Annotated in this window: 14 protein-coding genes; 5 read left to right on the top strand and 9 right to left on the bottom strand. The window is 56.1% G+C overall.

Features of this window, described 5'->3' with window-relative positions; genetic code table 11:
• The first annotated feature begins 156 nt into the window (after positions 1 to 156).
• On the top strand, positions 157 to 456 hold the full coding sequence (locus EII11_RS01415; RefSeq protein WP_124867822.1) for a hypothetical protein: 300 nt from the start codon (positions 157 to 159) through the stop codon (positions 454 to 456).
• A gap of 135 nt (positions 457 to 591) precedes the next feature.
• Positions 592 to 1857, top strand: coding sequence for an MFS transporter (locus EII11_RS01420; RefSeq protein ID WP_124867824.1), 1266 nt, complete (start codon positions 592 to 594; stop codon positions 1855 to 1857).
• Positions 1858 to 2083: 226 nt separating this feature from the next.
• Here the strand turns inward: EII11_RS01420 and EII11_RS01425 are convergent, their stop codons facing one another.
• The gene (locus tag EII11_RS01425; protein WP_124868284.1) at positions 2084 to 3451 is read right to left on the bottom strand and encodes an alanine/glycine:cation symporter family protein; all 1368 of its coding nucleotides are present in this window, start codon (positions 3449 to 3451) and stop codon (positions 2084 to 2086) included.
• Between the two features lie 265 nt (positions 3452 to 3716).
• On the opposite strand from EII11_RS01425, the gene EII11_RS01430 reads away from it, so the two are divergent.
• A complete protein-coding gene (locus EII11_RS01430; protein ID WP_124867826.1) occupies positions 3717 to 6083 on the top strand; it encodes a glycogen/starch/alpha-glucan phosphorylase in 2367 nt (788 codons plus the stop codon).
• 256 nt (positions 6084 to 6339) lie between these two features.
• Here EII11_RS01430 and EII11_RS01435 read toward each other — a convergent pair whose 3' ends face one another.
• The 4 genes from EII11_RS01435 to EII11_RS01450 form a co-directional block, all read right to left on the bottom strand.
• Positions 6340 to 12918, bottom strand: coding sequence for a ZmpA/ZmpB/ZmpC family metallo-endopeptidase (locus tag EII11_RS01435; RefSeq protein ID WP_124867828.1), 6579 nt, complete (start codon positions 12916 to 12918; stop codon positions 6340 to 6342).
• Between the two features lie 272 nt (positions 12919 to 13190).
• Positions 13191 to 14561, bottom strand: a complete 1371-nt coding sequence (locus tag EII11_RS01440) for an FAD-dependent oxidoreductase (protein ID WP_124867830.1) — start codon at positions 14559 to 14561, stop codon at positions 13191 to 13193.
• Positions 14562 to 14653: 92 nt separating this feature from the next.
• Complete coding sequence (locus EII11_RS01445; protein ID WP_124867832.1) at positions 14654 to 15295, bottom strand: hypothetical protein; 642 nt, start codon at positions 15293 to 15295, stop codon at positions 14654 to 14656.
• 6 nt (positions 15296 to 15301) lie between these two features.
• Positions 15302 to 15928, bottom strand: a complete 627-nt coding sequence (locus tag EII11_RS01450; RefSeq protein WP_165867021.1) for a hypothetical protein — start codon at positions 15926 to 15928, stop codon at positions 15302 to 15304.
• A gap of 341 nt (positions 15929 to 16269) precedes the next feature.
• On the opposite strand from EII11_RS01450, the gene EII11_RS01455 reads away from it, so the two are divergent.
• The gene (locus tag EII11_RS01455; protein WP_124867836.1) at positions 16270 to 16605 is read left to right on the top strand and encodes a VOC family protein; all 336 of its coding nucleotides are present in this window, start codon (positions 16270 to 16272) and stop codon (positions 16603 to 16605) included.
• A gap of 355 nt (positions 16606 to 16960) precedes the next feature.
• On the opposite strand, the gene EII11_RS01460 is transcribed toward EII11_RS01455, so the two are convergent.
• Genes EII11_RS01460 through EII11_RS01470 form a run of 3 tightly spaced genes read right to left on the bottom strand, consistent with a single transcriptional unit; the run spans position 16961 to position 18802 of the window.
• Complete coding sequence (locus EII11_RS01460; protein ID WP_124867838.1) at positions 16961 to 17590, bottom strand: ABC-2 transporter permease; 630 nt, start codon at positions 17588 to 17590, stop codon at positions 16961 to 16963.
• Positions 17590 to 18432, bottom strand: a complete 843-nt coding sequence (locus EII11_RS01465) for an ABC transporter ATP-binding protein (protein WP_124867840.1) — start codon at positions 18430 to 18432, stop codon at positions 17590 to 17592. The genes EII11_RS01460 and EII11_RS01465 overlap by 1 nt, the downstream gene beginning before the upstream one ends.
• A complete protein-coding gene (locus EII11_RS01470) occupies positions 18425 to 18802 on the bottom strand; it encodes a GntR family transcriptional regulator (RefSeq protein ID WP_124867842.1) in 378 nt (125 codons plus the stop codon). The genes EII11_RS01465 and EII11_RS01470 overlap by 8 nt, the downstream gene beginning before the upstream one ends.
• Before the next feature lie 197 nt (positions 18803 to 18999).
• Between EII11_RS01470 and EII11_RS10440 the strand changes: the two genes are divergently transcribed.
• Positions 19000 to 19152, top strand: coding sequence for a hypothetical protein (locus EII11_RS10440; RefSeq protein ID WP_165867022.1), 153 nt, complete (start codon positions 19000 to 19002; stop codon positions 19150 to 19152).
• A 24-nt stretch (positions 19153 to 19176) separates the two neighbouring features.
• Here EII11_RS10440 and EII11_RS01475 read toward each other — a convergent pair whose 3' ends face one another.
• Complete coding sequence (locus EII11_RS01475) at positions 19177 to 19917, bottom strand: formylglycine-generating enzyme family protein (protein ID WP_124867844.1); 741 nt, start codon at positions 19915 to 19917, stop codon at positions 19177 to 19179.
• Positions 19918 to 20101 lie beyond the last annotated feature (184 nt).

The raw sequence follows: 20101 nt of genomic DNA on the forward strand, positions 1-20101 counted from the left end.
ATTTTTGGAAGAAAGTCCTCATCCTCCATGCACCCCTGGAAGGGCACTTTTGATAAGCAGAATGATTCCCAAACCCAATAAGGTAAAGAAATTGCAATATCCCCGTGAGCGGGGGATACTTGCCTCATTAGCCATCACTTATTGAAGGAGAACACCATGACTGATCAGCACGCCGAACACACCATCGCTGAGCACGAGCACGGCGAAAACTGTGGACACGAAGCAGTCCAGCACGGCGACCACGTGGACTACATCCACGGCAACCATCACCACGCCCTTCATGGTGACCACTACGACGAGCACGGCACCGTTGCTGAGCACAGCGTCGAAGAACACGCCCACGGCAAGGACTGCGGCCATGAGGCTATCGAGCACGGTGACCACGTCGACTACATCCATGACGGCCACCGCCATGCCCTTCACGGCTCCCACTACGACGAGCACGGAGAGCACTGACCCGCTCCAGATCGTCTCAAAGAATTGAGCTCCCTTCCCACCCCTTTCATGGTCTAAGGAAGGGAGCCTTTTTGTGGGTGAGGGTCAAGAACTCCTCCATAGGATTAGCATTGCAGCGCAGTATGCTGGACTTTCGTGGCTGCTTATCCTCAGTTATCACACAATGCTGCATTCCGCCGATTGTGGTGGGGGCAAACAGCGGGCTTCTTGGGTTTCCAAGTTGCGACGCTAGTGACCTCGACAACAGCGATTAGTGTCTTGCAGGCGTCGAATGCTGAAATCGGTGTCGTGAATGCCGCCCAGCTCGCAGCGTTCCTTTTCCTTGGCCTCCCTGCCGGAGCGTGGGTGGATCGTTGGCGCAAGAAGCCCACAATGGTGGTGGCCAACGTTGCCCGCACATTAGCGCTTGCCTGGATTCCTGTGGCGTGGCTTGTTGGGGTCTTAGATGTGCTGCAACTGATTATCGTTTCGGCTTTGGTTGGCGTGTCATCGGTCTTTTTTGATGTGGCCAGCCAGTCCTTAATCCCTCGTCTTGTTGCTGTTGACCAGATCAGTGCAGCAAATGGACGTTTAGAGGCATCGTTTCAGGTCACGCGCATTGCAGGTCCTGGTATTGCTGGCTGGCTGATGGGCCTGGTCAGTATCCCTTTGTCGTTTCTCGCCGCATCGTTGACCTATGCGCTCTCTGCTATCACTATCGCCCGGATCCCGGTGGAGGAACCTCCCTCTGAGCGTCCAACAGATGGAGGCTTATTCTCACAGATTCGTGAGGGTATTGCTTTCGTCCGCTCCGAGCGTCTTCTTGGACCACTTTTTCTCTCTATTGCATGGGCGTCGCTGACTACTCAGGGAGTATTTGTGCTTACCCCTGTTATTGCCCTGAGGATTCTTGGCGTTTCGCCCTCTGCGTTAGGAACCTTGCTTGCTATTGGTGCCCTGGGAGGCATCGCGGGAGCGTTTCTTCACTCGCGTGTCGTGACTCGTCTGGGCGTTGGCCGCACCATTGTCTGGTGCTATACCATCGGCTCTGCCGCCGCTATCGGTTTAGCGATTGCCCCCTATGCAGGTGATTATGCACTTGCAGTTTTTATTGTCGCTAATGTCGTCATGGCCTTCTTCGGCACCCTCTACAACATTACGCAGATGAGCTTGCGGCAGTCCCTGTGCCCGAGGCCGCTCCTTGGGCGAGTCAATGCCACTTTCCGCTTCGCTGTGTGGGGCGCTATGCCAGTGGGTGCCTTGCTGGCGGGTTGGGCTGCTGATTACCTGGGTATTGTGCCTACGACAGTGCTATTCATCGCCCTCTCACTGACAGCAGGCATTGCCATGGCACTGACCCCTGCAGCCAAGCTCCGCACGGTGCCACTCCCCCATCCGGTCAAGGCCAGCGAGGGGCACTAAGTCGGACATCTGCCTAAAAATGGAGGGCAGAGGCACCTCGGCCCTCTTCTCCCAGCGAGTGGGCACAAGCAACCCACCTTCGGTACACCACTGGCAGCCACGCACATGAAGCGCCGGATACAGAAACCCCCGCAGGCAACTTCACCTCAATCGAGGATTACCTGCGGGGGATCGTGATATTCATTGGGCGGCTGCACTCAACAGTTCTCAGCGCGCCGTCCCAGTCTCACTTCCAGTAGTCGAGCTGGTCGGAGACACCGTTGGCTGCGGCAACATAGACCGGATCCTTACCGACGCGGCGTTGCTTGCGGTAGTCGTCAAGGGCACGCATTGCCTTTTCACTGAGGACAAGGATTGTCGGAATGTTGATCAGAACCATCAGGCCCATGAGGATATCAGCGGTATTCCACGCAACGGAGAATTCTGCGGTGGCACCGAAGAACACGATAACGGCCGAGGCCACACGGAAAACAAAGAGGTCGATCGTGGTGGGCTCACGGCGGAGGACGAATTGAAGGTTTGCTTCCGCGTAGAAGTAGTTACCGATCAGCGTCGTGAATGCGAAAAGACACAGGGCGAGGGTCACGAGGTGCTGGCCAGCGTCACCGTAAACCGTCTGCCATGCCGATTGAACCAGCGGAGATCCCTTGAGGTCTTCCCCACCTTGCACGCCGCTGGAGAGGACCGCCAGTGCGGTGGCCGTACAGATGACCATGGTGTCAATCCAGACGGAGAGCATCTGCACAAGCCCCTGCTTCACGGGGTGAGAAACGGAGGCCGATGCAGCAGCGTTGGGAGCCGAACCGACGCCAGCCTCATTGGAGTAGAGGCCTCGTTTGATACCGAGCATGAGAGCAGAGCCAACGAAGCCACCAAAGATTGCTTCGAAGTCAAAGGCCGAACGGAAGATCTCAACAAAGACGCCTGGGATTACGGTGATGTTCACGACAATGAGGACCATACACAGGGCAATGTAGATCAGAGCCATGAGAGGGACAAGGAAAGCTGTCACTGAGGAGAGGCGTTTAATCCCACCCCAGATAGAGCCAAGCACGAGCACAGCCAATACGCCACCCACGATGTAGGGGGTGACGTCCTCGGAGAAGAAGGAATAGGTGCTGAAGGTGTCCTTCACGGTGAAGGAGGCCACGAGGTTGAAGCCGCCGACGTAGGTGGCAATGAGGGCTAGAGCAAAAATGTATCCCAGCCACGGCAATCCGAGGCCTTGCTCAATGTAGTAGGCAGGACCACCGTAAGAGTGTCCCCCTGCTGAGCGCCGCTTGTAGATCTGTGCGAGCGTGGATTCAACGAATGCTGATGCTGCGCCGAAAAAGGCAATGACCCACATCCAAAAAACCGATCCTGCGCCGCCGAGGGCGATTGCGGATGCCACGCCTGCGATATTGCCGACGCCCACTCGTGATGCGGTGGAAAGCATGAGCGCTCGGAAGGAAGAGATGGAGTCTTCGTCGTGAGGTTTTTCTCCCACGACTCGAATCGAGTCCACAAGGAGCGTCAAGGGCAGCGCCTTGGTACGGATGAAGAAGTAGACTCCGGCGCCAATGAGGATGGCAATGAGTATGTAGGTGTACATGATGCCGCTGATGGCTTCAAGATATTCGTTGAGCACTAGCCCTACCTTTGCCTCGATGTGGGAGCATATTTCAGCCCTGACAATACCCTTCACTTTAACGGGCTGGAATTACTTTTACCAAGGAATCTCAAAGCGAAGTCCTTCAGCTTCGCCTCGTCGCAGAGCTACGCCACGCCCTGCGCTGTCCCCCGCGATGGTGTGCATGTAAACTAACGAATGTTGTTTCATCGGCTTTCACGCTGATTTCACAAGCAAGGAAAGAAGAATGACCCACGACCTGACTGAAACCTTTTCATCGCAGGTGCGCGCCGGCTCTGGCCGCCCTGTCGCCGATTCCACCCCTATGGAGATTTGGCAGGGCCTGTCCGCAGCCGTCGTTGACCAGCTCGCCGATGCCTGGAGCGAAACCGATCGCACCTACAAAGCTGGCCGCATGGAACATTACTTCTCCGCCGAGTTCCTCATGGGCCGCGCCCTCCTGAACAACCTCTCGAACCTCGGTCTGGTTGAGGAAGCCCGCAAGGCCCTCGCCGCTCACGGCCAAGACCTGTCCGTCATCCTCGAAGAAGAACCGGACGCCGCCCTCGGCAATGGTGGCCTGGGCCGCCTGGCAGCCTGCTTCCTTGACTCCTGCGCCACCATGGACCTGCCCGTCACCGGCTACGGCATCCTCTACCGCTACGGCCTGTTCAAGCAGCTCTTCTCCAACGGCTTCCAGACCGAGCACCCTGATCCCTGGATGGAAGAGGGCTACCCCTTCGTCATCCGCCGCGAAGAACAGCAGCGCATCGTTTCCTACGCCGACCTGAAGGTACGCGCCATTCCCTACGACATGGCCATCACCGGCTACGGAACAAAGAACGTCAACACGCTGCGCCTGTGGAAGGCCGAACCCATCGAAGAGTTCGACTACGACGCCTTCAATTCCCAGCGTTTCACTGACGCCATCATTGACCGTGAACGCACCATGGACATCTCCCGCGTTCTCTACCCCAATGACACCACCTTCGAAGGTAAGGTTCTGCGCGTCCGCCAGCAGTACTTCTTCTGCTCGGCCTCGCTTCAGGACATCGTGGAGAACTACGTCGCTCACCACGGCACCGACATGTCCAAGTTTGCGACCTACAACTCGGTCCAGCTCAACGACACCCACCCTGTTCTGGCCATCCCCGAACTCATGCGTATTTTCCTAGATGAGTTCGAGATGGGTTGGGAAGAATCGTGGGAGATCATCACCACAACCTTCGCCTACACCAACCACACGGTGCTTGCTGAAGCCCTTGAAACCTGGGATATGACGATCTTTGATCGCCTCTTCCCCCGCATTGCTGAGATCGTGCGCGAAATCGACCGTCGTTTCCGCATGGACATGAACGAGCGCGGGCTTGACCAGGGCACCATCGACTACATGGCGCCCCTGTGCGGCAACACCGTGCGTATGGCATGGATTGCCTGCTACGCCTCCTACTCCATCAACGGCGTTGCAGCCCTGCACACCGAGATCATTAAGCGCGAAACCCTTAAGGAATGGCACGCGCTGTGGCCCGAGCGCTTCAACAACAAGACCAATGGTGTGACCCCCCGCCGTTGGCTCAAGCAGTGCAACCCCCGCTTGGCCGAGCTTCTTGACGAAGTCACCGGCTCTGACGCCTGGGTGCGCGATCTATCCGTCCTGGCAGACTTCACCGATTCCGTAGACGAATCCGTCTACGAGCGCCTCGCAGCCATCAAGCATGCCAACAAGGTTGACTTCGCAGCATGGATCCTGGAACGCGAAGGCATTGAGATCAACCCCGACGCTATCTTCGACGTTCAGATCAAGCGCCTCCACGAATACAAGCGCCAGCTCCTCAACGCTTTCTACGTCCTTGACCTCTACTTCCGCATCAAGGACAACCCCACCCTAGATGTTGCCCCTCGCGTCTTCATCTTCGGCGCCAAGGCAGCCCCTGGCTACATCCGCGCCAAGGCAATCATCAAGCTCATCAACGCAATTGCGGAGCTTGTGAACAACGATGAAGAGGTTAATGACCGCATCAAGGTGGTCTTCGTTCACAACTACAACGTCTCCCCCGCCGAGCACATCATTCCTGCAGCCGACGTTTCTGAGCAGATCTCGACTGCCGGTAAGGAAGCATCGGGCACCTCGAATATGAAGTTCATGATGAACGGCGCCCTTACCCTGGGCACCCTCGATGGTGCGAACGTGGAAATCCTGGACGCTGTGGGTGATGAGAACGCCTACATCTTCGGCGCGAAGGAAGAAGAACTGCCCGAATTGCGCCGCACCTACGACCCCCGCTGGCACTACGAGAACGTGCCCGGCCTCAAGCGTGTTCTGGATGCCCTGGTTGACGGGACGCTCTCGGACAACGGTTCAGGCTGGTTCCACGACCTGCGTTGGAGCCTGCTGGAGGCGGGCTACGACCCTGCCGACGTGTACTACGTCCTGGGTGATTTCGCCGCCTACCGCGAGACCAAGGATGCGATGGCAGCCGATCACGCTGATACTCGCGCGTGGGCTCGTAAGGCGTGGGTGAATATCACCCGCTCGGGTCGTTTCTCCTCCGACCGCACCATTGGCGACTACGCCCGTGAGGTCTGGAAGATTGAGGCCACCCCGATCGCCTGAGTACTGTCGCAGCCGCGGCGCTGGCCTTCATTAAGGGGACGTTCGCGGCTGCGTCCACGCCAGCTCACCTTCCGTGTGAGTCCTGACCGATAGCTGTGGGGATGACGTTTGAGACGTCATCCCCACAGTTTTTGTTATTCGCTTATCGATTGGCGAGGGCGACGGCGCTCCCTACTCGCGTTCAGAGCTGGCATTACGGTGATAGTACGGTCACGCGCAATGTCGGCCGCTCAGCGTGTAGGGTTGGCGCCCGCTATTAGTTTTCCCGTCGACGCCCCCGCAGAGCAGCGAGGCCGGCAATACCTCCAAGCGCCGCCAAAACACCAGCGCCTGCCAGGTCTGAACCTGTTTGGGCAAGCTTGACGCTCTGCTGTGCGCTTGCGGAGGTCTTAGCTGTCTGTGTCCTGTCGTCGTTGTCACTGGTAGTGCCGGGTGACTCCGCATGCGCATCGGATGTATCCGCTTGTTGCGCGCCAGCCGTGTCCGGGCGTTCTTGCGGCTTTTCCTGAGTTCCTGGAGGAAGCGTACCTTCAGGCAGGGGCTCAAGAGTAGGTGCTACCTTCGGGACCTCCCATCGAAGGTCAAAGGTGGGCAACTCCTCAACCGTTGGAGCCGTCCGGGGAACCTCCCAGCGAAGTTCAAAAGTGGGCAAGGGTTCAACGGTGGGAGCTGTCCGGGGAACCTCGTGGCGACGGGGTGACACTTCCTGCTTGAGCTTCTCCAGCAGAGCACGCGCTTCAATCACTGTGTCGGTTGCCTGGCGGTGGCGGGCCTGTGCCTGTGCCACGCGTTCTTCTTGCACCCGAAGGGCAGCCTGTGCGGTAGCGAGGGCATCCAAAGCGCTGCGCGTCAACGCGGCTTTCTCTTTCAGGCGAGTCAGGGCGGCAAGAAGCTCAGTCCGGCCGCGAGCCGCAGTGTCGTCAGCACGCAGGGATTCGACGGTAGCAGCGCGCAGGGTGGCTTCGTCGTTCTGCAGAGCCTCCAGTTCCGCGGTCATGGTTTCGAGTCGCTTCATTGCCGCAAGGCGGCTGTGCGTGGCTCGCTCAAGACGTTCCTGGGCACTCTGGTGGCCCGTTGAGGCTGCCCGCTCGGCTTCTTGGGCTGTTTCATAGGCGCGAGCCAAGGAACGCAGGGCAAGGAGGCGTGCAAGCTCCACGCCCTGTGCACGGCGCAGTCCGGTGTATCCGGCCAAAGTGCTGTCAGCGGTGCTGAGCGCTTGCGTCGCACCTTCCAGGAGATTCTGAGCCGAGCGGACGAGGGCGTTCGCCTCGTCATAGGATGCTTGAGCATTGTCGAGGGACTGGCGGGCATCCTGGGCTGCATGCTCCTGAGCCTGCCGCTGGTTCTGCGCGTCGTGAACGGCCTGGCGGGCGCGGTTGACGGTTGCGTCCATCGCGCGCAGTGCCTCCTGAGCAGAGGTGATCTCAGTGGCAACACTCGCTTGGCGCTGCTGCTTGGCTTCGCGCTGCGCTGGCAGATCTGCCAAGCGTTGACGTTGGACTGCAAGGCTCTGCTGGGCGGTGTCGCGTGCGCTTCTGGCCTGGGCAACGACCTGCGTTTGGGTGTTGTGTCGCTCAGTTGCGCCTGCATGCTGGGCCTGAAGGTTTTGCACTTGTTCGTCGGTAGAACGCAGCTCCCCTGCCTTTTGCGCAATACCGGACTGAACATCGCGAATCTGTGAACGCAAAGAGTCAATGAGCTGTTCATCACGGTGTTGAGGAAGTTCCACCCGAGCAAAGCGCTGTGAGGAGCGGTCCGCAGCAGGGGCGTCCAACATCTGTGTCTCAGCAACAACCGGCGCCGCAGGCTTTGGAAGCTCCACCCACGGTACGAGTTGATCGGCGTCGTCGGTGAAGATCGACTGCTTGAACTCGTCACTTTGACGCATGAGGGCACTAAAAACCTCACCCTTAAAGGCGTAGGCCTGAGAGCGCGTACTACCGTGGATACCCGTACGGATATCTTCGGCAAGCAGAGCGGAGAAACGATCAACAATCTCTTGGAAGGAGCGCAGGGTGATTGTCTCGCCCTTAAAGGTCAGCGTAATGGGCTGCAGGTGAGTGCTGGCACGCTGACGAGCACGCGCATAGGCGTGCTTACGGTAGTCAGCCAGGGTCTTGTAGGGGTCATTGGCAAAGATCCGCGGCATGAGGAAGGTATCGGGCAGGTTCGGCTTGCCTGCAGCGTCGGCCTCGGGGGCGAGCTTATTCGAGGTGTAGGGAACAAAACCCTCATCGAAACCCTTCGCTCCAAGGAGTTCCAAGGCGTTGCGGCGGAATACTGCCTCGCCTGTTAAACCGACGGGAGATTCTCCTGTGCCGTAGTAGGGATCCAGGATGGGCACATCGGGATACCCATTGCGTTCCATGACACCGGTGGGACCAAGCCTGCGGCGCATCATAAGCGACTGATCGATGAGATCATCGATGGAACGCAGGCCCATCGCCTCAATCTGCTCGGCCGAGAGAGCCTCGTAATAGTTGGCGCTGAGGACCCCACCGTGGACGCTTCCCAAACGCATGAGCATGCCGGACAGCTCCTGAGGGGAGCGCGCGAGCATAGCCTCTGCCTCAGCATGATCGAGAACGTAAAGGGCTTGGAAATATCCCTTGAAGTACTGGTGGAGATCAGTCTTGGTCTGGAAGCGATCCGGGCTGAAATTGTGGAGGTAGCGTCCCGATTGGGTGCTGAAATCCTCTGCCTGGTTAAAGCCAAGCTGATCGGAGTTACGTGAGTATGGATTTTGGAGGAAGGATGTCGGGTACATCTCTGCCTGCGCGTGACGGCGAGTTTCTTCACCGCCCAGGAACACGTCATTATCGAGGTTGTGCACCATTTCATGGGTGTACGTGTTCACGCCTGAGGGAGTGAGCATACTTGCGACCACCATGTAGGTGGCCCTCGTATCCGAGTAGGCACTAGCGCCCGTTGCCGGGTACCACTTACCGATCGGACCAAAGAACTCCTCAACAGAGCGGAAGGTATCTGGCCCATACTCAGGGGTCCATCGCCCGTTATAGGAGAATCCATCCCATACGGGAACAGCGTTTATGAGTGCGGGCCTGACCTTATCAGAGGAAATCCTGTACCACATGTCAAAGTAGTCGCGGTACTTTTTCGCGTAGTTACGTAGCTTGTCTTTGGTGGCATTGACGCTATTGACGCGCTGGCTTTCCGTCGCGTTCTTCACGTCGTAGTAACGCTCGAAAGTCCCCATCGCAACGCTGGTCATATCCACAGTCACGAAGACTTTATCCTCGCTGACGGTGAGCAGTGGAAGCAGGTAGGACTGGAATTTCTTGCCGCGGAAACGCTCCGAGGCTTGAACATTCACCGTGGGCACTTCACGGGAAGGGGTCTCCACGATGAAGGCCTTGGTGGTCTGGCGGAACCATTGGTCAAAATCAGCGGTGGTGGTGAATTGCTGGCGGACGTCCTCAAGGGCATCGGCCAGATTCACTTGCTTGGTGTAGGGCGAAACGAATTTGATGTAGGTGGAGAGGTTATTACGGGGATCAAGGGAGAAATGATCCTTCCCCAGGGCGATGAGCCAGTCCAGCGGGCTTTGCGTGGAGCCGTAGAAGTCTTGGCGGAACACGAAAAGATCACGGAGGTTCATGTCCCCCAGTGGAACGTTGTACCACTTGTTGACGTAAGCCAGGCCAAGAAGCAAAGCTTCCTTATTGGCCAGGACTTTTTCTTTCAGCAGCTCGTGGCTTGCGCCTGCACCGGCAATGACACGATCACGCAGAAGGAGCTTTTCCAGGGTTGCTTCCAGGGCTGGTCGTTGCGCATTGAAGGTATCGCGTAGATAGAGCACGCCGCGGTAGCGGTCAGCGACTTGCTGTTGGATCTCCTCTGGCGTCAGGTTCGGGGATGCCTTCATTCGCTCAACTATTTCTTGCTGGAGCTGTGTTTTGTTGAGCGTGGCAAAGATGTCGATGGCGTCAAATTGGACACCGGCAAGCTCTTGCGCAATGGCGGAGATAACATGACGCGGTAGAGCGGTGACGGTTTGGGGAGCGTAGGGCAGGCCGCCTGTCATCAGGTAGGAGATGAAGGTCTGCGCTGCCGGTGTGTGCTGCTGTGCCTGAACAGCGCGGCGTTCCACCGTGTTGTCGGCGTAGTGGAGGGAGATGCCTTCAATCGCCTCTCCCCCGGTGAGGGTATCGACACTGATTGTGCCGCCGATGATCGGCAGTGCAGCTCTGAGGACCTTTGTCACCAGTGGATCGGCGTCATCGAGCATATTGGCTGCGCGCACAATGGCCTCACGCGATGCCATGGGCAAGAGCAGCGCGTAATTGTGGTAGGCCTGCATGCGTTCGCTTCGCACGCCCTCAACACCATCGAAGATGCGTCCCTTTGGCTTGTTTGCCCCTGCGCTGTCACGGAAATTGTGAGCGAGGTTGAGGGAGGTGTAGGTGTGTGCAGCGTCAGCGGCGTTGACGGTGGTGCCAAAGGGGTGTGCGCTCTCACTCCCCGCAGCTTCACCCTCAAGGTAGAAAATCTCGGAGAAGCCTGCGGCGTAGGCGTCGTCCCCCAGGCCGATACGACCGCCGTTGACGTTCATTGCTGACACTACGCGGTGGACACTTCCATTGGCTCCGCCTGCCGACTGAATGGAGCCGACAATACCGCCCACCAGACCACGGCCTCGACCATTAATGAGCCGCCCACCGACGTAAGATCCCTCAATTCGGGCATTCCTGCCGAGGTGCCCAACAAGGCCACCCACGCGATTGTTCGGTTCTCGGTGTTGGACGTCGATAATGACGGACACGCCAGAAGAAGAAAGCGTACCGCCCGACATTGCACCGATCATGCCTCCGATGGTGGAGTCATTCCGACGCCAGTTGGAGATGACGCGCCCCTCGAAGAAGGAGGATTCAATCGTCGTGTTCTGAGCTTGAGCGATGAGGCCGCCAACGTGTTGCATGCCTTCAATACGGCCCTTTACGTGGACGTTGGTCACGCGGCTGTTGTCACCGGTAGTTCGCTGAGCGAGGGCTGCGGTATTGGCTTCCTGGGAGGAGATATTTGCAGCGTCTAGGGTAAGGTCACGAACCTGTGCTCCGGTTGTCATCTCGCTAAAGAGCGGCTTGCTCAGACCGTTAATGCTGAATCCATTACCGTTGAGAACCCCGGAGAAGGGAGTAGTGACGTAGCTTGTTGCTCCGCCTGCCACGTTATCGACATAGAGGTCCGCGCCAAGAGTGTGGGTGCCACCGGGGTTTTGCTCAAGAGCATTCAGCAATGCAGAAAAGGACATGTGGGTCCCTTCGGGTACTGCATTGCTGTTGAGGATTTCAAGGCTGATCTGTACGACGTGGCCCGCATTGCCAGGAACCCGGGCGTGGGCAATGAAGGGAGCGCCCGGTGTGGATGCGTCGTGGTCGATGGAGGTCACATCCATTGAGAGTTCACGACCGTCCGGCAGGATAGAGCGCAGGAAGTATCCGCTGAGGTCATCGGGGCGCGCGCTCAGTCCGGTCACGCGTTCAGTTCGGCCGTTGTGGTGGCGGAAAAGAGCGAGATCTTTGGACAGGGTGGCGGTGTCGACCAGCTCCTCTGCGCTGAAACCTGGGCCATCATCTTTTGATTCTTCGGTGGCGAGGCGTTCTTCAAGTGCTCGTTTGTTGCTTTCAAGACTGCCGAGTTCGTTCTCAAGGCTTTGGCGTTTGGTGGTGGCCGTCTGGATCTGCTCGTCAAGGGTGCTTAACTCTGCAGTGATGCCGTTGAGAGACTGCTGAGCCTGGGTGAGTGTGTCCTCTTTGAGTGCGAGGTCGCCTTCGAGGGTGGTGATGTTCTCTTCGAGTTGGGCAATACTCGCACTCAGAGCCGTGATTTCTTCCCCGAGTCGCGCGTGTTCAGCCTGTGCGTTTGCCAGCTCGTGCGTTTTTTCGCCGTGTGCAGCGGAGTCCGGGCCTGCTGTGTTCTCCGCTTCTTCCTGTTCACTCTGGCGTGCACGGAGGTTTTCTTCGGCGCTCTGCAGGGCCTGGGTAGCCTCGTGATGGCGAGTGGTTGCGTCGTTCAACGCACTTTGAGTGGTATTGAGCGAGCGTGTGGCGTTGTCGACCTCAGTTTGGGCGCGTTCTTTGCGTGTCTGCGCTTCGTCTCGCGAGGCCGTTGCGCGTTGGATTGTTTCGTCGAGTGTCGCGATGTCTGCACTCAGGACAGTCGCACGAGTGTCGATCTCCTGAGCGCTGGGACGTGCAGGAGCGTTCTGGGTGTCCCCTCCTAAGGCTGGCTTGTCTGCGGGGGTGATAGCAGCGTCGAATGCTGCCTGGACTTTTTCAACCTCGGCCTGTGTGCGGCTCAGTTCTGCCTGAGTCTGCTGCGCTGCTTGCTTAGTTTGCTCTTCTTCTGCGAGGGCTTCTTGCGAAAGTGCCTGAGCCTGAGTGAGTTCGACAGTGTGAGCCTGCACGACATTGCGTGCATCTTCTTGCGCGGTACGCAGCTCTGTCTCAGCCTCGTTCAGGGCCTCCTGTTCAACGCCCTGAGCGTTGGTGGCGAGCTCTTGGGCGTTGTTGACCTCGCTGGTGCGCGAAGTGAGTTCTTCTTGGGCAGATGCGTATTCCTGCTGGGTGGCGCGGGCTGCCTCTTCTGCGTTTGCGAGGGCACGCTCTGCTTCCTCGGTGGATTGGGCAGGCGTGTCATCGTGCCGGGTGCTCTCAGCACGCTCATTAGCAGGATTGGCTGATGGATCCTGCGCGGTGTTGGTGTCAATGTCATCGGCAAGGGCTGGTGCGACAACTGACGTAGAAATTACTGAACTGGCAAGGCCAATGCGCGCAATTTTGGCCATGGTAGACGGAGTACGCCCGGTAGACATAGCTTCGCTATTCCTTAAAAATTACTGTGAGATGGGAAGTCGTTGCGACTTTTCGACCATAGTGTAGTAAGTTTGCGCGCCAGAAATCGAGTAAAAATCGCGCTCACCAGCCAACTGTGACAGATCCCCTTAGCAGGGCTTACACACGCGGAGCACCCGGAAACATCTCACATATCAGTGTGGGGAGCAGGCGATCACACACCTACTCCCCAACACGCTCTGTCGCTCACACGCGCACACGCCCATGAGCGACAGTCCGATCTGCGACAACGTCAGTCTGTGACAGGCTGGAGACCTCGCAAGACGCCGTTAAAGGCTTCCGTTGAGGACGGATGCGTCCAGATGCCATCACGCAGATCAGCCACAGTACCCCCCATGCGCATACACAGGGCCACGATATTAATGAGCTCTTGAGAGTCCACACTATGCAGGGCTGCACCCAGGATCACGTTGGAATCAGCATCCACGATGAACTTCATCATGCCTGCGGTCTTGCCCAAGATTTTCGGCCGAGGCATGACAGGAATCTTCGCCACTGGCGCCGAGGCAACCGCTACGCGCACGCCCGCCTTCAGGGCCTCGGCCTCGCTGATCCCAACAACAGAAAGTGGCGGATCAATGAAAGCCGTCCACGGCACAGCCACACGATCTTGGCGGTTACGGCGCCCCTCCCCTATCAGGACATCGCGGACAATGCGGTAATCATCGTAGGAAATATAGGTGAACTGCGGGCCGCCATTGACGTCACCCACAGCAAAGATGTGCTCAACGGAGGTGCGCAGTTGGTCGTCCACGCGCACAAAACCACGTTCGTCACAGTCAACGCCTGCAGCTTCGAGATTCAGCTCAGCTGTAGCGGGAACGCGGCCCACCGCGATAAGGACTGCATCGGTTTCAATGTCGCCCTCTGACGTGTGGACGCGCAGTGCCGAACCATCCTGGCTAATTGACTCCACGGCGGTGTTCATCCGAATCTGCACACCTGCGGCAGTGAGACTCTCTTCAACGGAGGTCGCCACGTCACGATCCACACGGCGGATGAACACCTCGCCCGGGTCAGTAACTGTCACCTGAGCACCAAAGTTGGCGAACATCGAGGCGAACTCCAGGCCAATGAAACCCGCGCCAACGATCAACAGGCGTGAGGGGAAGGGCTCGGCATGTTGAATGGTGGTCGAATCGTAGACGCCAGACAGGTCCGCTCCTGGAATATCCAGGGCGCGCGGGATCGTCCCCGTGTTGATGACGATGGTGTCAGCGGTGATGTCCAGCTCTTCCTCGTTGTGGCCGGGCTCGACGGGGCTTACTCGGACAGTGTGAGGATCAACGAATGACGCCTGTCCGTCAAAGAGGGCGACCTTGCCGTCCAGCATGGCGTAGTTGGCGGCACGCAGAGCGCTAATGAGCGTGTCGCGTTCAGCAACGGCGGCGGCGAAGTACTGGGCGGGGTCGTCGCTCTGGCGGCGTTCCTCCGCTGAGGTGACGAGGTCTTTCGTTGGCACGCAGCCCACGTTGATGCAGGTTCCGCCGTACATGCTAGAAGAGCGCTCCACGAGGGCCACGCGCTGGCCCTGTGCCGCAAGGTCTGCCGCGAGGCTCTTGCCTGCCTTACCCCACCCAAGGATGACAACATCGAAGTGCATAGGAAACCTTCCTAAAGAATGTGCTTCCTACACCTTAATCGGTGGACCAGTTGAGGGCGCGGGCATCGCCCTCATCGGCTACTCGCGATGTTTCACCAGGGGCACAAGTGAAAAATTTCGCCTTGTTGTTTGCCCGACCAAAATCCGCTCTTACGAAGCTCTTCCATCGGCGACCACACGTTGCCCCCAGCTAGGACGTCTTCGATGTACTTTTCTCGGGTGGGTAGCTCTGAAATCTCTCCACCTTCTTTGGCCACACAGCGGCGAAAATCCTCTAAACGGGCGTATTCCTCTGCGAGATATTCGCGAGTGAGTTCAGGGCTCTGTGGCCATGGTGCAGAGAAGTCTAGACAGGCTTTCTCATCTTCAAACTTCTCTGCTTCTTGGCCAAGTGGAGTCGCTTCCTCAACGATACTTGCAAATGGCGTATATGGGTCATCTACCACTGGGCGCGGCCAACCACGTTCCTCCATGCAATCAGAGTACTTCTGCGCAGCATCCATAAAAGAATTCTGATACTCCTCATTTGAAGATGCAGGAGGCAGATGTTCTACTTGAGCCCAATAGGAAGAAAAATCTTGTGGTTGACTTGCGGCGGATTGCGCATTTTGAGACGCAAAAGCAGCGAGTTCATCATGCTTCGCTTCACTTGGGCCATGCTGAGAGCACGCAGAAAGCAGAACGCTGCATATCGCAATAAAAGAACACATTCTTTGCCGAGTCATGCGCAGCACCACCAATCAATACCAGTACGGACAGATCTCATGAAAGCTTTCAAACATGGAAGGCGTTACTTGCTGTGTCTCGAGGAGTTCCCCCTGAGGGTCCCAATTGATTCTTCCCGATAAGAAGGCGTCAACATAGCTCTCACGCGAAGGAGGTTCGGCTAACGAATATCCTTCGCGTAAGGCACATTCCCTAAAATCCACCTGTGAAATATACACATTTTCGGCAATATCTCGACTGGCAATAGGCTCTTGAGGAAATCCATCGGTCTGCTCCTGACATCGGACAAAGGCATCCACATACTCCTTCTCTTGACCCGTCACATCAGGGGAGATGAAGACGACATGAGGAGAATTAGCTTTCCTTACTTCATGCCCAATCCAGCCAGCTTCATTCAAGCATGCTCCCAACTCCTGCCAGTATGATGTCAGCAAACGATACTGTTCCTCATATGACGTAGAAGTATGCTGAGAATACCGTCGCACGCTCAACAAGGCATCATCGACATTTACGTCAGGCTCTGAGACATTTTGTTCCGAAGGAGAATATTTTGCTAGTGACGAAGGCGAATCGCTACTAGCGGGATTTGCGCATCCAGTTGCCGCCAAGAGCACCAAAACTAGCCAATAACTGCGTTTCACAACGATTCCCCCCTCGGAACAAATGCCCTCAGAAAACCTCACGGCGTTCCATTCTCACAATAAGTTCGAATATTCTCCAATCGCCCGGACGATCGCGCCTCCCAGGACCCTCCACGAGGGCGATCATAAACGGCGCATCACATCCAGCCCTCTCAAAGACGAGAGCATCATGCGAGCGACCCGCATCGATCACGCCCTCAGACCAGAAAGAGGAGTATGCGTAAACTCGGCGCGCATCCTCTTCCTCTCAGCTTCCAGGAACTCCACGGAGGCATGCAATTTAAGATACCGATAGACTCAGAGGCGGCACAATACTCAACACAAACCTTTAGGAGACTGCTTTGAGGATTATCGCAGTGCGCTACAGCGCCGATACTGCACAGATGCGTCGTTTTTATGCCGCTCTTGGGCTTTCCCTGAACGAGCACACTGCCTCAGAGGATTGGTCGGAAATACACGGCTCAGGTGGCTACGTCGCTGTGCATAGTCGCTACGCTGATTCCCTTCCTCGCGATCATGTTGAGTTGTCGCTAGAAACAGATGAGCCGCTCGAAGATGTTCAACATCGCCTCAGCGAAGCTGGTTTCAATGCTGGAGAGATCGTTGAGGAAGACTTTGGACGCTCACTTCGTGTAGAGGATCCAGAAGGCATGGCACTGCAGATCAACGGCCAGTAAGCACCGCTAAACCGTTCCTCTATGTCAGGAAAATAGCGAATGTCGCTAATATGAGAGATCCCGCTCGGTACAACCGAGCGGGATTTGATTTTATCGAGAGGGCAGCAAGGAACACGTAAACACCCCGACTGTGAGGTCACCCGGCACAGTCATGGATTGACGCCACATTCCTATCCGCCGAGAGCCCACAAGCACCATCAAACCCAACGCACAAACACTCAAGCGTAAAAATCGACGGCATCGTCGCCACCCTCACGGCATAAAGGGCACCACCCTATGCAACAACACAACCGGCGAAAGCGCCTATCCCAGCCGTTGGCTACTGGCTTTGTGAACCTTGTGTGAGAGATGAGGGTCAGAACTCTTTCTTTGCCATGATTGCTCTACTCGTCAGTAAAGATACCAATGTGACTCCAAGGGCACCAGCCATAAGAGTTGCAGCACTGACGAACACTGGAAGAGTAAGAAACCTGGTGAGCGAAACGTAGAGTATTTCCTTATTATCGTTGAGGAATCCTGAAGCTACGAAGACAAGAATGAACAGCACAACGAGAAATAGTTTAGCTTTTTCAGGACCAAACTTATAGAACAGTGGAAGCTGAATTGCGTTTAGTATGAGTGTGAGCGCGAACGAGGCAGTGGCAAATACCATCGCCTCTCGCCACATCAAAAATGTTGTCAAAACCGCTATAACACCCGTAGCGATGAAAGCTACAACACCTAAGATTATGAGGGCTAAGTAGTTGACGTCAACGAGCTGGTTGCGGGTGATCGGTCCGACAAGAAGCGTGCGATTCACATGTGATTCGGCATCACGAGCGAAGACCGCCGTGAAGTACAAAGTGCCGATCATAGCAAAAAAGAAAAGGAAAATGAGCGGCTCGCGCATGTAGATGCCCGCCCCTGCCAGCGCGAGGCCGATACCGGCAAGAATGAGCAAGTAGTTGCGGTTGACGGTGAGATCTTTATATAACACGGCGTTCATTATTTCTCCCCTTTGATGGTGTAGATCATGATGTCTTCGATCGTCGGCCTGCCAGCCTGGCAACCGGGGGGAACAGCCTCGGCACGCATGATCAACTCTTGGCCAAACTCATGTCGACGTCTCCCGAGAATTTGGCTGCTGTCAATGTGGTCGGCTTGCGCGTTGGTCAGTGATGCTAGTCGCCACGAATCGAGCAGCTCATCCTTTTGCTCAATGAACTTCATCTGGCCTTCATGGATGAATGCGACATAATCGGCCGCTTTATCAATATCAGAGACGATGTGAGATGAAAAGAGAATCGAGTGAGTAGGGTCCTGGATAAACTCGAGCATAATATCGAGCACCTCGTCTCGAACCACCGGATCAAGTCCACTTGTCGCTTCATCGAAGATCAATAGCTCAGCATTATGAGAAAGGGCTATCGCTAAGCCCAGTTTCATACGCATCCCCCGAGAGAGCTCACTCACCTTCTTCGTTGCCGAAAGGTTAAAGCGCTGGCAGTAGTCGCCAAAGGCCCGTTCATCCCAATTCCTGTACAGCCGTTGACCAAACTTCGCAGCATTAGCGACTGTGAAGACGCTCGGAAGACTAATATCGTCAAAGACCACGCCGATTCGTTCACGTGGAGCTGAATTACTAGGAGTGGCAGGCTCACCAAGTACATTGACCTGTCCAGCGTCTGGGGTTAACAATCCAAGGATTAGCCGGATAGTTGTGGACTTTCCTGCACCATTTTCGCCAACAAGACCAACAATTGCCCCTCGGGGAACATGAAGGTCAATCGGGCCGAGAGTGAAGTCAGGGTAAGACTTTACGAGTCCGATGATATCGATACTATTCATCTTCAACTCCTAATAAATCGATCAGATCTTTCAAGTCGGCGGCGGTTAAGCCCGCCGCCGCAGCTGAATCCAGTGCAGCTTGCAGGTACTGCTCCACTTGGCGACGATATTCCTCTTTCAACAGCTCAGTAGTCTTCGACGCCACATAACTACCCCGGCCCTGCATTGAATCGATGAAGCCTTCAAGCTCCAACTCGTCATAGGCGCGCTTCGTCGTTATCACAGACACTCGCAATTGTGCTGCCAACCGACGAATCGACGGCATCTTTTCACCAGGATTAAGTTGACCGTTAATAATCGCAGCCTTGATCTGATCCTTGATCTGAGCATAAATCGGCTGCGAGCTCGCATTGCTCACTACGATATCCATCCACACCTCCTACTGTTCATAGTGTATATGAACAGTAGGATTTTAGGAAGAGGAGAATCACCATGGCCCACCACTCTCCTGCCCACGTAGGACTTCACAGAGGCGAGCTGCTTTGAAGTGAGTCACACAGCCTGAACTCGAAGGCCACTTGGCCCATAGTGGTGCCCCAGTGCGCCCATGGATGATAAATACCATTCATGAGCACCAAGAGTCCGCAGGTAGCATGGCTCCAAGTCGTGAGCGAGTTGATGATGAACAAGAACCTCATCGACTGTGATGTGCGACTATATCGGGTGCTCATCAATCGCCCCATGATTGCCATGGAAGGCAGCGTGAAAGTGGGGTTCTAGGACGGGTTTTAGTCAGCGCCGCGCTTATGGCTCGATGCTACGAACGATCCGAAAACCTAGGTCTTCTGCGGCAAAGTTTGGGAAACTCTTTCGTCTCGATGTCGCTCCACACGCCCGTGCTTCACTCAAATAGCTGCCACCTCTAAACACTCGATAGTTCCCGTATCTATCTGTGTCGTAGAGGTCGAAACACCATTCCCAAACGTTTCCGATCATGTCAAAGAGACCAAATTGGTTTGGGAGCTTGGCAGCAACCTCATGCAACTCACCGTCTGAGTTATCTTCGTGCCATGCGATCTCGTCAAGGTCACCGTATCGATAGCCAGTCGTCATCCCTCTGCATGCAAATTGCCATTCCGCATCAGTTGGCAGACGAAAGCCCCGACTACCAGCACGAATATCAACGTTGTCTGGTTTGTCTCCGATTACGTAGACGGGGTCGAACCCGGCCAACTCTGACAAGTGATTGCAAAAAATGACCGAGTCGATCCAACTAATGTTCGCCACGGGAGCAGAAGTTGCTGCATCACTAGCCCTCTCCCCCATCACGCTGCAGTAGAGCTCATTTGTCACTGGGGTGCTCAACATCGCGAATGAGGCAAGCTCAATCTGGCACTCACGCACCACCTTTGCTTTGTGTGTGCCAGGCATAGCCATTAGATAGTTCGAACTAATCCACTTTTGTGGGTCGACGAAGTCTCTCACCAATTCGATGCCTGCGGGAACAACAACCATGCTGGCTTCAACATGCTCGACAATGCTCATTTGAACTTCCAACCCGACATCCAGTGGCTGCTCACTTTTAGATCATGCTCCCAGCGACTCTCAAACCTGCTTGATCCAGCTATCTTTGCACGCGGCCAGCAGGAAAAAGTAGCCTTTACGAGCAGTCAGGGCTTCACTACGGAGTGAAGTACGAAACAAAAAACTACCTTCGTGAAGGTAGATC

This window comes from Schaalia canis, from assembly GCF_003858455.1.
In the GTDB taxonomy this organism is placed as follows: Bacteria; Actinomycetota; Actinomycetes; order Actinomycetales; family Actinomycetaceae; genus Pauljensenia; species Pauljensenia canis.